At 44.3% G+C, this 13,315-nt stretch carries 17 protein-coding genes and 1 other annotated feature; of the genes, 3 read left to right on the forward strand and 14 right to left on the reverse strand.

Annotated features, from left to right (window positions below):
- Nucleotides 1–4: 4 nt before the first annotated feature.
- The 3 genes from nadA to nadB are packed head-to-tail and all read right to left on the reverse strand — an operon-like array spanning nt 5 to nt 3,516.
- Nucleotides 5–1,111, reverse strand: a complete 1,107-nt coding sequence (gene nadA, locus NSQ16_RS14080; protein WP_003229691.1) for a quinolinate synthase NadA — start codon at nt 1,109–1,111, stop codon at nt 5–7.
- Nucleotides 1,098–1,967, reverse strand: a complete 870-nt coding sequence (nadC, locus tag NSQ16_RS14085; RefSeq protein WP_217024308.1) for a carboxylating nicotinate-nucleotide diphosphorylase — start codon at nt 1,965–1,967, stop codon at nt 1,098–1,100. The genes nadA and nadC overlap by 14 nt, the downstream gene beginning before the upstream one ends.
- On the reverse strand, nt 1,921–3,516 hold the full coding sequence (gene nadB / locus NSQ16_RS14090) for an L-aspartate oxidase (RefSeq protein WP_116316472.1): 1,596 nt from the start codon (nt 3,514–3,516) through the stop codon (nt 1,921–1,923). Before nadB ends, nadC begins: the two co-directional genes overlap by 47 nt.
- A 102-nt stretch (nt 3,517–3,618) precedes the next feature.
- Between nadB and nifS the strand changes: the two genes are divergently transcribed.
- The gene (gene nifS / locus NSQ16_RS14095) at nt 3,619–4,806 is read left to right on the forward strand and encodes a cysteine desulfurase NifS (RefSeq protein WP_015714454.1); all 1,188 of its coding nucleotides are present in this window, start codon (nt 3,619–3,621) and stop codon (nt 4,804–4,806) included.
- Nucleotides 4,766–5,308: a transcription repressor NadR gene (locus NSQ16_RS14100; RefSeq protein ID WP_004398582.1), complete on the forward strand. Its 543-nt coding sequence runs from the start codon at nt 4,766–4,768 to the stop codon at nt 5,306–5,308. The genes nifS and NSQ16_RS14100 overlap by 41 nt, the downstream gene beginning before the upstream one ends.
- 23 nt (nt 5,309–5,331) lie before the next feature.
- Here the strand turns inward: NSQ16_RS14100 and pheA are convergent, their stop codons facing one another.
- The 4 genes from pheA to spo0B are packed head-to-tail and all read right to left on the reverse strand — an operon-like array spanning nt 5,332 to nt 8,608.
- Entirely contained in the window at nt 5,332–6,189 is an 858-nt protein-coding gene (gene pheA / locus NSQ16_RS14105) for a prephenate dehydratase (RefSeq protein WP_003229680.1), read from the reverse strand.
- A 16-nt stretch (nt 6,190–6,205) separates the two neighbouring features.
- Nucleotides 6,206–6,649, reverse strand: coding sequence for a transcriptional regulator ThrR (gene thrR, locus NSQ16_RS14110; protein ID WP_003222630.1), 444 nt, complete (start codon nt 6,647–6,649; stop codon nt 6,206–6,208).
- Between the two features lie 60 nt (nt 6,650–6,709).
- On the reverse strand, nt 6,710–7,996 hold the full coding sequence (gene obgE, locus NSQ16_RS14115) for a GTPase ObgE (RefSeq protein ID WP_003229675.1): 1,287 nt from the start codon (nt 7,994–7,996) through the stop codon (nt 6,710–6,712).
- 33 nt (nt 7,997–8,029) lie between these two features.
- Nucleotides 8,030–8,608 (reverse strand): sporulation initiation phosphotransferase Sop0B, encoded by a 579-nt coding sequence (spo0B, locus tag NSQ16_RS14120; protein ID WP_004399131.1) that lies wholly within the window; start codon nt 8,606–8,608, stop codon nt 8,030–8,032.
- 77 nt (nt 8,609–8,685) lie between these two features.
- On the opposite strand from spo0B, the gene NSQ16_RS14125 reads away from it, so the two are divergent.
- Nucleotides 8,686–8,808, forward strand: a complete 123-nt coding sequence (locus tag NSQ16_RS14125) for a hypothetical protein (RefSeq protein ID WP_003229671.1) — start codon at nt 8,686–8,688, stop codon at nt 8,806–8,808.
- A gap of 120 nt (nt 8,809–8,928) precedes the next feature.
- Here NSQ16_RS14125 and rpmA read toward each other — a convergent pair whose 3' ends face one another.
- The 7 genes from rpmA to minC form a co-directional block, all read right to left on the reverse strand.
- A complete protein-coding gene (rpmA, locus tag NSQ16_RS14130) occupies nt 8,929–9,213 on the reverse strand; it encodes a 50S ribosomal protein L27 (RefSeq protein ID WP_003222623.1) in 285 nt (94 codons plus the stop codon).
- A 12-nt stretch (nt 9,214–9,225) separates the two neighbouring features.
- Nucleotides 9,226–9,564, reverse strand: a complete 339-nt coding sequence (locus NSQ16_RS14135) for a ribosomal-processing cysteine protease Prp (RefSeq protein WP_230488301.1) — start codon at nt 9,562–9,564, stop codon at nt 9,226–9,228.
- A gap of 2 nt (nt 9,565–9,566) precedes the next feature.
- The gene (gene rplU / locus NSQ16_RS14140; RefSeq protein WP_003229668.1) at nt 9,567–9,875 is read right to left on the reverse strand and encodes a 50S ribosomal protein L21; all 309 of its coding nucleotides are present in this window, start codon (nt 9,873–9,875) and stop codon (nt 9,567–9,569) included.
- A 13-nt stretch (nt 9,876–9,888) separates the two neighbouring features.
- Nucleotides 9,889–9,964: a sequence feature (ribosomal protein L21 leader region), on the reverse strand.
- A gap of 57 nt (nt 9,965–10,021) precedes the next feature.
- Complete coding sequence (gene spoIVFB, locus NSQ16_RS14145) at nt 10,022–10,888, reverse strand: stage IV sporulation intramembrane metalloprotease SpoIVFB (RefSeq protein WP_024572737.1); 867 nt, start codon at nt 10,886–10,888, stop codon at nt 10,022–10,024.
- Complete coding sequence (gene spoIVFA / locus NSQ16_RS14150) at nt 10,881–11,675, reverse strand: stage IV sporulation protein SpoIVFA (protein ID WP_230488302.1); 795 nt, start codon at nt 11,673–11,675, stop codon at nt 10,881–10,883. The genes spoIVFB and spoIVFA overlap by 8 nt, the downstream gene beginning before the upstream one ends.
- Nucleotides 11,676–11,823: 148 nt before the next feature.
- On the reverse strand, nt 11,824–12,630 hold the full coding sequence (gene minD / locus NSQ16_RS14155; protein WP_014664846.1) for a septum site-determining protein MinD: 807 nt from the start codon (nt 12,628–12,630) through the stop codon (nt 11,824–11,826).
- Nucleotide 12,631: 1 nt separating this feature from the next.
- Nucleotides 12,632–13,312: a septum site-determining protein MinC gene (minC, locus tag NSQ16_RS14160; protein ID WP_230488303.1), complete on the reverse strand. Its 681-nt coding sequence runs from the start codon at nt 13,310–13,312 to the stop codon at nt 12,632–12,634.
- Nucleotides 13,313–13,315 lie beyond the last annotated feature (3 nt).

Below are 13,315 nucleotides of genomic sequence, written 5' to 3' on the forward strand. Positions count from 1 at the left end.
TGATCTACGTGATCGAAAGCATTCGATTCAGGGCAAGGAGTGCATCTTCCTGAATGGCTTTTGGCACCTTGATGACGCCTGAAGGTTCTCCTTTTTCAATTTGTTCCAGCGACCACAACAAATGCGGCAAATCAATTCGGTTCATTGTCAGGCAAGGGCACATGTCAGGGTTGAGTGATTCGATTTGTTTATCTGGATGCTCGTGAATGATCCGCTGAACAAGATTCATTTCTGTCCCGATTGCCCACTTGCTTCCCGCCGGAGCCTGGTTGATTGTGTCGATAATATATTTCGTTGATCCGTTATCATCGCTTAGTGTCACGACTTCGTGTGAACATTCCGGGTGCACAATGATCTGAATGTCGGGGTCTCGCTCTCTCATATCATGGATATTTTTAGTGGTGAATTTCTCGTGAACAGAGCAATGCCCTTTCCACAAAATCACTTTCACATTCGTATGCCCGGATTCAGCTACTAATTCATCTTTCATCGGATCCCACACAGCCATATCTTCAAGCGCAATGCCCAGATCATAAGCCGTATTTCTCCCTAAATGCTGATCAGGCAAAAATAAAATTCTTTTTTTCTGTGTAAACGCCCATTCAAGCACTTTTTTCGCATTCGAAGAAGTTACAGTTGCTCCGCCATGCTTTCCGACGAATGCCTTGATCTCCGCAGTGGAGTTCACATAAGTTAAAGGTATGATCGTATCTCCAAATATATGCTGAAGCTTCTTCCATGCCCTATTGGTCTGCTGCATGTCAGCCATGTCAGCCATAGAACATCCAGCTCTCATATCTGGCAGGACGACCGTTTGCTGCTCGCTTGTCAGCATATCGGCGGTTTCTGCCATAAAGTGAACGCCGCAAAATACGATATAATCCGCTTCTTTGTTTTTTTCCGCTACTTGGGCCAATTGCAGGGAGTCGCCTGTTTGGTCAGCAAATTGTATCACTTCATCCTTTTGATAATGATGGCCTGGTATAAAGAGCCTGCTGCCGAACTTTTTCTTAATGGCGGCAACGCGCGTTTCCATATCCTTTCTCGATAGTTCTTTATAACTTTCGGGCATCATATCATTCGATTGTTTGATCACATCAAGAATTGACATAACAGCATTCCTCCACAGATTCATTTGATAACGTAACATCCATGCTGATATCTAAACTTTTGACGGAATGAGTCAGAAATCCTAATGAAATATAATTCACACCCGTCCCTTTAAAAGCAGGCAAAAATTCTAACGTAATCCCGCCAGAGGCTTCAGTTTTTATATTAGCCGGTGTGAGCTTTGCAAAATGACGGACCGTATCAGGCGGACAGTTGTCAAACATAATAACATCCGCTCCAGCTGCAATTGCTTCCCGCAGCTGTTCCTCCGTTTCAATTTCCACCTCGATATTTACCATGTGCCCTGCGGCCTGACGGGCTTTTTTGCACGCCTCTAAAATAGAGCCGCATGCTGCGATATGATTATCTTTAATCATGATGCCGTCATACAAACCGAATCGATGATTATACCCGCCGCCGGCTCTGACAGCATATTTCTCCAGCATTCTGAGCCCCGGTGTTGTTTTTCTCGTGTCACAAATTTTAATCTGTTCATCATCCAGACACCGAACAGCCTCTCTTGTCATTGTCGCAATTCCTGACAGCCTCTGAATAAGATTTAATACGACCCGCTCTCCTGAAAGGAGCGCAGCTGCGGGACCGTGTAACTCGGCAATCACTTCACCTTTATGCAACATGTCCCCATCTTTTTTGTGTAAAATGCTTTGAACATTTTCGTCCAATAACGAAAAGCCTTCTTTTATGATCGCTGCTCCTGCAAAAATACCCTCTGACTTTGCAACAATCTCCGCTTCACAGCTCTGTTCTCCAAAAATAGACTGCGATGTAAGATCCCCTGTCCCAATATCCTCAAGAAAAAAGTGATTCAGTAATTTTTTCAGCTGTAAATGATTCATTGTTCCAAATCCCCTCGTTTTTTCTGATCTTCGTTCCTTTTTTTGTATGGACAATTTGTCTTCCTTGCCAGCTCACCTCAGCATGAGGAAAATCGGTGCGGAAGTGAGCCCCTCTGCTTTCCTCCCGCAAAAGCGCAGAAAACGTCATCAGCTTTGCAGTTTGCCATAGATGAGAAAGTTCCATCTGCCGAATTGTGATATCCTTCACATTTACTTCCTGAAAAGGCAGCGTATGAAGCCAGATGCTAAGCTCAATCAAACTGCTTTGTTCCCGCAGAATAGACATGTGGCTTGTCATTTTGCTTTGCAGTTCATGCCCCTCTATATCCGGCACCTCGTAGAAGACACTGGTTTCTAGCCCTGATTGATATTGCCTGTTATAAACCGGTTTTTGGATAATATGCTCTGCTGCCCTTTTTCCAAATACCAGCGCTTCCAATAAAGAATTGCTTGCAAGCCGGTTTGCTCCATGTAAACCGGAGCATGCTGTCTCGCCAATCGCATAAAGCCCCGGCACTGTCGTTTCTCCCCAGCGATTAACTGAAACACCTCCCATTAAGAAATGCATTCCCGGAGCAACAGGAATTTTTCCGCTGTGGATATCAATCCCTGCTTTTTCACAAATAGCGGTGATGGTAGGGAAACGCGTTTCAAAATCAGAAATCGCACTGAAGTCTATATAAACGCGATTTCCTTTTGCCATTTCTTCGTGAATAACCCGTGAGACAATATCTCTTGGAGCCAGGTCACCTAAAGGATGCCGTTCAGCCATAATCCTGCGGCCGTTTTCGTCTACTAAACATCCGCCTTCCCCTCTGACAGCTTCTGAAACAAGCCCGTAGGAAACACCATTTTTCACAAGCAGTGTCGGGTGAAACTGAGTAAACTCCAAATCCGTTAATTCCGCCCCGGCCCGGTAAGCCAGAGAAAGACCGTCACCTGTGACAGTGAGATCATTCGTATGGTGAAGAAACAGGTTTCCACAGCCGCCGGCAGCCAGCACAACTTCGTCTGCGTGCCTTACCTTGAGCCGCCCTTTGCTGTCTTTTGTCATGACGCCGATACATCGTCCGTCCTCTATAAGCAAATCTGCTGCCGTTTCATTCTCGATTAACTTGATTTTGCTGTTGATCCGTTTGAGCAAATAATCGATAAGCAACCTGCCTGTTGCGTCTCCGCCTGCATGAAATATGCGGTTGTATGAGTGGGCCCCTTCTCTTCCAAGACAAACACCGCCTCGTTCATTGCGGTCGAATGGAAATCCACGCTCCAATAGGCTTTGAACCATCATTTTTCCATCATGTAATACGTCTGCTGCAATAGCTAGATTATTATGGCCGCACCCTGCGTATAACGTATCCTCCAGATGGGCTTCAATCGAGTCATCTTTTGCATAGGCCGCAGCAATCCCGCCTTGTGCATAGACAGAATTGCTGTTTTTGACGCTTTTTTTTGTGATAACAGTCACTTCGTATGAGGGTGGGAAAGCTGCAGCTAAGGAAAGTGCCGCCGCCCCTGAACCGATGACTGCAATCGTCTTTTTAGACATATGCCACCCTCCTGTTGTTTACACCTGTCTTGACACCTATATTTACACAAGGATAAAATAAACTCAAGAGTTTTTTATGGAGAACGGATGGAGGAAGACCGGATGATTTATTTAGATTATGCAGCGACAACGCCTATTTGTGAGGAAGCCCTTACTGTATATCAGAAGCTTAGTATGGATATGTACGGAAATGCCAGCAGCCTGCATGATGCAGGAGGAAAAGCAAAGCACATACTGGAGTACTGCCGTGAAAAAATCGCCAACATCATTGGCGGAGAAGCAAGCGGCATCTATTTTACAAGCGGCGGCACTGAATCCAATTTTCTGGCCATTCAATCATTGCTAAACGGCCTGCCAAAAACGAAAAGACATTTTATTACGACTGCCATGGAGCATCAGTCCATTCATAATTGCGCTGCTTTTTTGGAACAGCAGGGATATGATGTAACAGTCATTGAACCGAATGAATACGGGCTTATTACCGAGGAAATATTACTAGCCCATATCCGGTCGGAAACAGGCCTTGTATCTATTCAGCATGCAAATTCTGAAACCGGGATCATTCAGCCCATTCACCGCCTGTCTTCATACCTGCACAATAAGGGCATTCTTCTTCATTGCGACGCTGTTCAAACGTTTGGAAAGATCCCGATCAATACAAAAAATCTGGGAGTAGATGCACTCTCAATGTCCAGCCATAAAATCCACGGTCCAAAAGGAGTAGGGGCGGTCTATATCCGTCCGGATGTCCCTTGGAAACCCGTTTATCCTCTGACTACTCACGAATACGGATTCAGAGCCGGCACCGTAAATGTTCCCGGGATCGGTGCCTTCACTGCCGCTGCAGAATTGATCGTAAGCGAAATGGAAAAACAGATATCCCGCAATGAGGCATTAAGAACTTACTTTCTAGACCAAATCCGTATTCGGTCTCTCCCTGTAACCCTTGCGGCAGACACTTCGCAAGCAGAATGTCTTCCGCATATTATAGGGTGTTTTTTTCACTCATTTGAAGGACAATATGTTATGTTAGAATGTAATCGGAGTAATATTTGCATTTCAACCGGCAGCGCTTGTTCTGCAGGTTACCACGGTCCGTCTGAAACAATGAAAGCATTAAGAAAAACCGAACAAGAAGCTCTGCAATTTATCCGCATCTCTTTTGGCAGGCATACAACAGCTGAACAGCTGGAACAGTTATTACATACGTTTACAGTGCTTTGGGAACAAAAGAAAGGAGAATTTGATATTGACCGAAGAATTAAAGCTAATGGGCGCCAACAGGCGTGACCAGCTTCTTCTGTGGCTGAAGGAATCTAAATCACCGCTGACAGGAGGAGAACTCGCAAAAAAAGCGAACGTTTCAAGACAGGTTATTGTACAGGATATATCGCTCTTGAAAGCGAAAAATGTACCGATTATCGCCACAAGCCAAGGATATGTATACATGGATGCAGCCGCTCAGCAGCACCAGCAGGCAGAAAGAATCATAGCATGTCTGCACGGTCCTGAACGGACAGAAGAGGAACTGCAGCTCATCGTCGACGAAGGCGTTACAGTAAAAGACGTAAAAATCGAGCATCCCGTATATGGAGATTTAACTGCAGCCATCCAAGTAGGCACCCGGAAGGAAGTTAGCCATTTCATTAAAAAAATCAATTCTACGAATGCTGCCTACTTATCACAGCTGACCGACGGCGTGCACCTGCATACACTGACAGCACCTGATGAACATCGCATCGATCAAGCTTGTCAAGCCCTCGAAGAAGCCGGCATTTTAATTAAAGACTAAAAAAAGCCCTCTAGAGGGCTTTTTTATAATTGGTAAGACTGGTATGCACCCAGGAGCTTCACTTTGCAGCCGAGTGCTTCAAGCTCCTGCATGGCCCCTGGAATCAATACATCATCAAACGCTTTTTCAATATCAATAATAAAGAAATAATGGCCTAACCCGGTTTTAGTCGGACGTGACTCAATTTTTGACAAGTTTAAATTCCTCCAAGAAAATGCAGACAGCACTCTATGCAGCGCCCCGGACTGATCATCCTGCGGCAGCATGACCATTAAGGTCGTTTTGGGCCTAGAACTCAATTTTGAATTCACTTCAAAAGATATGTTTTCATCAGGAGACAGGATAACAAATCTTGTATGATTGTCCCTATAATCCTGTATATCCCGTTTCACGATTTTTAATTCGTATGTAGAAGCTGCCATATCATTGGCAATGACCCCGATATTCAGCTCGGGATGGTCACTGACAAACTTTGCTGCCGCCCCGGTAGAATTGGCGTATTCATATGGAACGGAAGGAAAATGTCGATGAAGAAATTTATGGCATTGCGCAATCGCGTGTGAATGTGAGTAAATTTTGTCGAGCTCTTTCCATGCATTCTCTCTAGAGGGATGGACGAGCAAGTGCTGATGAATCGGCAACGTCATTTCACCCACGATTGGCAAGGGCTGTTCATGTATTAAATAGTCTATTGTTAGATTAACAGATCCTTCTAATGCATTTTCCAAAGGAACAAAAGCAAAATCAACTTTGCCTGCAACGGCTGCATCTATACACTCCGGAATGGTGCGGTAAGCAACATGTTCGGCGCCGTTTTGAAAACAAGAACTGACTGCTAGATGTGTAAATGTAGCTGCTGGACCTAAATAACCGACTTTCATGACGATTTTCTCTCCCTTATGCACCTGAACCTAATATTTCAACCTTTTCTACAAAATCAAACTTCCTGAGCTTATTCATTAATGTATGAATGTCTTCTTCCATTGCCGACGTACTGATAGACAGTGTCACATTTGCTCTGCCTTGAAGCGGAATGGTCTGGTGAATGGAAAGAACGTTGCTTCCAGAATCAGCTACCGCCTGAAGAAGCTGAGATAACGCACCTGACCTATCCTCCAAATGAAAGAAAAGTGTGATAATTTGTTCTTTTACCATGGTGTAGAATGGAAAAACAGCATCCCTGTATTTATAAAACGCACTTCTGCTTAAATCGACCTTTTGAACGGCATCTGCTACTGAATCTGCTTTTTTTCGATCAAGCAGCTTTTTGACTTCTAATGTTTTTCTCATTGCATCGGGCAATACATCTTCACGGACAAGATAAAATGTCTCCTCTTTCATTTGCATCCCCCCTTTAAAATAGAGAGCCTGGCACCAGGCTCTCTTTTCAGCCAACATTCATTAATCAATAAATTCAAATTCAAATTCCAGAAGCCTGATTATATCTCCATCCTTGGCTCCGCGTTCTCTGAGTGCTTCATCAACACCCATTCCGCGCATCTGTCTTGCAAACCGTTTAACCGATTCATCACGTGAGAAATCAGTCATCTTGAATAACCGCTCAAGGCTGTCTCCTGAAAGCACAAATACACCGTCTGGATCGCGTGTAATGTTAAATGGCACTTCTTCATTTTCCATCGTGTACATGACACGGTTTTGTGTAAGCTCTTCCTCGTCATACAGCGGGAATTCCGGTGTGTTCTCAAGCTGATTGGCAACCTCAAACAGAAGCTCACGCAGACCTTCTCTTGTCACCGCACTGATCGGGAATACCGGATAATCATCCGTCAGCTTTTCTTTAAAGGCTTCGAGATTTTCCGCAGCCTCCGGCATGTCCATTTTATTTGCAACGATAATTTGCGGACGCTCGGTGAGACGCAGATTGTACTCGCTCAGCTCCTGGTTAATCGTAAGATAATCCTCATACGGATCGCGGCCTTCTAAGCCTGACATGTCAATGACGTGAACAATAACCCTCGTCCGTTCAATATGGCGCAAAAACTGGTGGCCCAGTCCGACGCCTTGGTGTGCGCCTTCAATCAGCCCCGGCAAATCGGCCATGACAAAGCTGCGTCCGTCATCCGTTTCAACCATGCCGAGATTCGGGACAAGCGTTGTAAAGTGATAGTCCGCAATTTTCGGTTTTGCAGATGAGACAACAGACAGCAAAGTAGATTTTCCCACACTCGGGAACCCGACAAGTCCGACATCTGCAAGCACTTTTAATTCAAGAACAATGTAGCGTTCTTTTCCCGGCTCGCCGTTTTCTGAAAGCTGAGGCGCGGGATTAGCCGGTGTAGCAAAGCGGCTATTTCCTCTTCCGCCTCTTCCGCCTCTTGCAATGACAGCCCGCTGTCCGTGCTCTGTTAAATCAGCGATGACCTGTTTTGTATCATCGTCTGTCACAACGGTGCCCGGCGGAACTTTAATGACCATATCATCAGCATTTCGCCCGTGCTGGTTTTTGGACATGCCATGCTCGCCGCGAATCGCTTTAAAGTGTTTTTTGTATCTAAAATCCATCAGGGTGCGGAGACCTTCATCTACTTCAAAAACGACGTCTCCTCCCTTTCCTCCGTCACCGCCGGCAGGGCCGCCTTTCGGCACATATTTTTCACGGCGAAACGCAACCATACCGTTGCCGCCGTCGCCGCCTTTTACATATACTTTGACCTGATCTACAAACATAATGTCCTCCGTTCTAAACCGTTAAAAACTCCGCTAGTCCAACCCAATTTCAATCAGACATTCGTGGCTCGTGATTTCAAAACGCATGATATCAACGTCCTCATATCCATTCTGCCGAATATCATCAAAAGCAGATGGATCGGCAAAGGCGCCGTGAAAATCAAGGTACAGAATCAGCTGTCTGTCAGGATGATCCGTTTGAAGCGAAACCGTTAAATGATTTTCACTCTCTCTGCTGACTGCTTGATCAAACAGATGAAACAGCTTTCTCATCAGTTTCGCCAGCTTTTGATCATAAGCCGACAAATCCTTAATTTCTCCGAGAACTTCATATTCAAGCGTCATATAATGGGTTTTCCAATTAAACGTAAGAAAATCAAACGCCAAATGCGGTGTTTTCAGGTTTGAGAGCTTTGATTCGTGCTTTGCGTCTATAACCATTTCTTCAATCATTTCAAAGACACGGTCATACTTCTGTAAGCTTAAGTTTCCTTTAATCAGCTGCAGCTTATTCATCCAATCATGCCGGGAATGGCCAAGCAGATGAATCAGTTCGTTTGTTAATGCCGTGTCGCTTATATTTTCTTCTTGATTTTTTGAAACATCCTTCATTTTCGCACTCCCAATCATTTAATTTCTTATTTAGGAGTCTGTATAAGTGTGTATTATGAATTATAACAGAGAAGGCTTTGTTAGAAAAACAATTGTTTTTCCCAGAAATATCATGTTCCTTTTTTCTGGCTTTGGTTGATTTGCAGCCAGGCAGAACATTTTATGTATTACTGCTTGGGGAACATATCCAGTGGGTTTGAGATGTTTATTCTCATTCTTGGCGGGGTCTGCTCGCACATACTCTGCATTTCATTCTAGGTGTTTACTCCGCATATTGCAAAAAAAACTCCAGTCATCATCGACCGGAGTTTTTTGAATCATTATTGAGCTACAGGATATACGCTCACTTTTTTGCGGTCACGGCCGAAACGTTCGAATTTAACAGTTCCGTCGATTTTCGCAAATAGAGTGTCATCTCCGCCGCGGCCCACGTTTTCACCTGGGTAAATTTTTGTTCCGCGTTGACGGTAAAGGATAGAACCGCCTGTTACGAATTGACCGTCAGCACGTTTAGCACCTAAACGTTTAGCCTCAGAGTCACGTCCGTTCTTTGTAGAACCTACTCCTTTTTTAGAAGCGAAAAACTGAAGATCTAATCTAAGCATGTAGCTCACCTCCTATATTATGTTTGTGGTCACACGCAAGTTGTCTTTGTAATCCCGTTCGATTGTCTCCAGCGAAACAATCATGCCTTCAATCAGCAGCTGAGCTTTTCGGCGTGCCTCTGGATCAAGAGATTCAGGGAATTCAAAATAAAAATAACCCCCGTCCTCCCCTATATCAAGAAGCGGCTCGAAGCCCGCGAGCACAATGACCGCGTTAACGGCTCCAAACACAACGGCTGTCACTCCGGCACAAACAAGATCTTGTCCATGTTCAGCAAAATTCGCATGGCCCGTCATTTCAAAAGACAATATGCCTTTATCATGAGACCTCCTGATTGTTGCCTGAATCATGCTTACGCGTTGATTTTTTCGATCGTCACTTTAGTGTAAGGCTGACGATGACCTTGTTTTTTATGAACGTTTTTCTTTGGTTTGTATCTGAAAACAGTGATTTTTTTCGCGCGGCCTTGTTTTTCAACTTTAGCCGTTACTGTTGCGCCTTCAACTGTAGGGTTGCCGACTTTCACATTGTCTCCGCCAACAAACAAAACGTCTTCAAAAGTAACTGTTTCACCTGCTTCAGCAGCAAGTTTTTCGATGTAAACAGTTTGGCCTTCTTCAACTTTGATTTGTTTACCGCCTGTTTTAATGATTGCGTACATTCTCTGCACCTCCTATTAGACTAAGACTCGCCAGATACCAGGGGGCTGTAAAAGCTCTTAACACCTGTACTGAGCGGTTGTAGCAATGGTGCTACATCCATAACATTAAAAAATATACCAAAATACAAGGCGTTTGTCAATCAGTTTTAGTAGGGCAGAAGCAGTTCCTCCATGGAAGAATTCGTCCGCTTATCGGCAAAGTAAGCGTGCAGCACTTCATTCTCGTCAAGCTGGCTGAGCTTTTGGCCTGATTTTTCTATAATAATCGGATGCTTACAGCCACGTTTGAACTCGGCCATCACATGATAGACTTTATCCTCCGCCTTTACTGTCAGCGGCAGAAGTTTCTCAAGCTCCCTGTTTTTTCCGTAATACCTTTCGAGGAGAAATCTCACATGGGTATAGTGCCTTTGCCGATATTCCTCAAATAAGGAAACAGCCAGAAAGACAAACAAAACCCATGCGCTGATTTGCAGAGGAATCACGAATAAAACCCAGCACCCGAGCAACAGGCAGAAGCAGAGCGACGTTTTTAGATTAAGCCGGTGAGCCTTTTGGAAAGGCAGCTGTTTGGAAAACAACAAAAATAACAGTTTTCCTCCATCCAGCGGCCAGATCGGCAGTAAATTGACAAATAAGATAGAAAGATTATAAAAGGTGAAGAGTTCAAAGGTATGCTGATGAATCACTGAGACTTCTGCAAGCATCCAGGCGGCAAACTGAAGCCAGATGTGCTGAAGAGGGCCGGCAATAATGACCGCAAACTCTTCCTTTAACGGCCGATTCCCGTGCTCTTCCACTTCGACCGTTCCACCAAACGGCAGCAAAAAAACACGCTTGATTCTCCAAGAAAAAAACACAGCCAGAGCAGCATGCCCCAGCTCATGAATCAATACAATCAGGAGCAGACAAAATAATGCTTTCATATGGCCTGTGAGCAAGCCCAGCGCCGCGATAATCCAAAGAAAAGGATGCACATGGATCTTTAAGATAAGGTCGAGCCATTTATTCAAATGAAATCACCTGAATCGGATCAATAAATTTATCGCCGTCTTTCATGGCAAAATAATAGACCCCTTTATTATGATCATCAAGCTTAATCGAACCGAGCTTTTTGCCTTTATCCACAAAATCATATAAAGCAACATCCACATCTTTGAGCTCGCCATAGATACTATAGGTGTTGTCAGCATGCTGCACCTTAACCGTCAGTCCCGTCTGGCTGTCTTTGCTGACTTCAACCACATAGCCTTCTTTTACGCTATCAATCTTATCACTGCTTGTTTCGACTTTAATTCCTTCCCCATTGTCCTGAAAATCCTGCTGTACTTTCCCGGATGCAGGCGCGATCAGATCTTTGCCTACTTCAATCTGCTGTTCCTTATTTTTGTGTTCAGGAGCCAGGAAAGCAAGCGGATTTCCGAATTTGGTTTCGAACCAATGGCTTGCTGAAGCAAATTGAAATTCAGTTTCAAAGGTTTTGGCTACAGCGGGTTTAATCTGACTGACGGGTCCAATGTTTGTTTTATAGGCTATAGCTGAAACGAGAACAAGGCAGGCCGACAGAAGACATTTCAGGATAATTGAATCTGTTTTCACCAATGGGTGTTTTCCGTTGAATGTTGGCATGTTATCTTCATATACCGGGAGTGTTCCATGTTTTTCCTGATCCGTTACCATCACCCAGGACGGGGGTTTCTGCTTTTCAGAAACTGCCTGAGTAGAGAAACGCTTTGAGCTGGAAAGCTGCTTTCTTCTTTTCTCTAATCGTTTTCTGATTTCATCTGCTCTGTGACTCATTGCCATCATCCTTTGCATTCGTTGGGTTTGTACATCATATGTCTTGTCCATGGCAAATATTCGGTTTAGTCAAGAACAAAGCAGGCAAAAACAAAAAAACCTGACACAGCATATGCTTTGTCAGATTCTTCTCTTTGATTCTATCACATTAAGATCTTACTCCGAAAAATGACTTAATCTTAGCCATCATTCCTTTGTTTTGCTCTTCAAGCACCTGTAAAGGAACAGATTCACCTAAGATGCGGCGGGCGATATTGCGATATGCAATAGAAGCGCGGTTTTTCGGGTCCATTGCAATCGGTTCACCATGGTTGGAAGCTTTGATGACTTCATCATCATCAGCCACGATTCCGAGCAAATCGATCGACAGATGCTGTACGATTTCGTCGATATCCATCGTGTCACCGTTTTTCATCAGGTGATTTCTGATTCTGTTTACAACGAGCCGCGGCGATTCAACATTTTCCTCTTGCTCCAGCAGCCCTATAATACGGTCAGCATCACGAACAGCTGAGATTTCAGGCGTAGTGACCACAATCGCTTTATCAGCTCCGGAAACGGCATTTTTGTACCCTTGCTCGATTCCGGCAGGACAGTCTATGATGACATAGTCAAATTCCTGTTTGAGCTCTTGGACCATGTTTTTAATTTGTTCAGGAGCAACAGCTGTCTTATCGCTCGTTTGAGCAGCGGGCATTAAATAGAGCAGATCATCGAAACGTTTGTCTTTTACGAGCGCCTGATGCATTTTGCATCTGCCCTCTACAACGTCTACCAGATCGTAAATAATTCTATTTTCAAGACCCATTACAACATCAAGGTTGCGCAGTCCTATATCAGTATCTACTAAGCATACGCGCTTCCCTAAAATGGCTAAGGCGGTACCGAGGTTCGCAGATGTTGTTGTCTTACCTACTCCGCCTTTTCCCGAAGTTATTACGATAGCCTCACCCAATTCACATTCCTCCCTCAAGCCTTGTTAGATCAGGTCTTAAATGAGCCAAATGTTGAAGGCGTTCAATGACCATATTTCCGTCTGTATCTAAATAAGCACATTCCATTTCGTTCCCTTTTTGAATGTGGTCTGGGGAGCGATTTAACACATGATTGATTCTTAATTGTGTCGGAAGCAGTTCAGAGGCGGCGATGACCGCTTGATTATTTCCATTAAACCCGGCATGCGCGATTCCTTTCAGTGAGCCCAGAACAAAAATGTTCCCTCCGGCCTTGACTGTTCCGCCGGGATTCACGTCACCGATCAGGAGCAAGTCGCCTTTTACCTGCAGCACTTGGCCTGAACGGACAATTTTTGAAACAGAAATAATTTCGGCTTCCTCTCTTATCTGCTGTGCTTCTTTTTTAGTAATGACTTCACTGTCAATAGAATGAACAAACAAATCTTTCTTTGACGCAATCAATTCGGTTAGCTGTTCCTCTTGCTCCTTATATAAAAAGCGATTACCCAGCTTAACATGAACGCTGATTTTCTGGCCTTTTCCATCGGTATATTGTTCAATTGACAGCATATTCTGAAGACCATCGAGAAGCTCATCAAAAGAACACGCATCATCCAGATGCAATGTTAGTCCATTCTTTGTTCCTTTTATTGTTACATATTGCTGCTTTTTGGTCTTCACAAT

It is taken from the genome of Bacillus sp. PS108, assembly GCF_037963335.1.
Lineage (GTDB): Bacteria > Bacillota > Bacilli > Bacillales > Bacillaceae > Bacillus > Bacillus subtilis.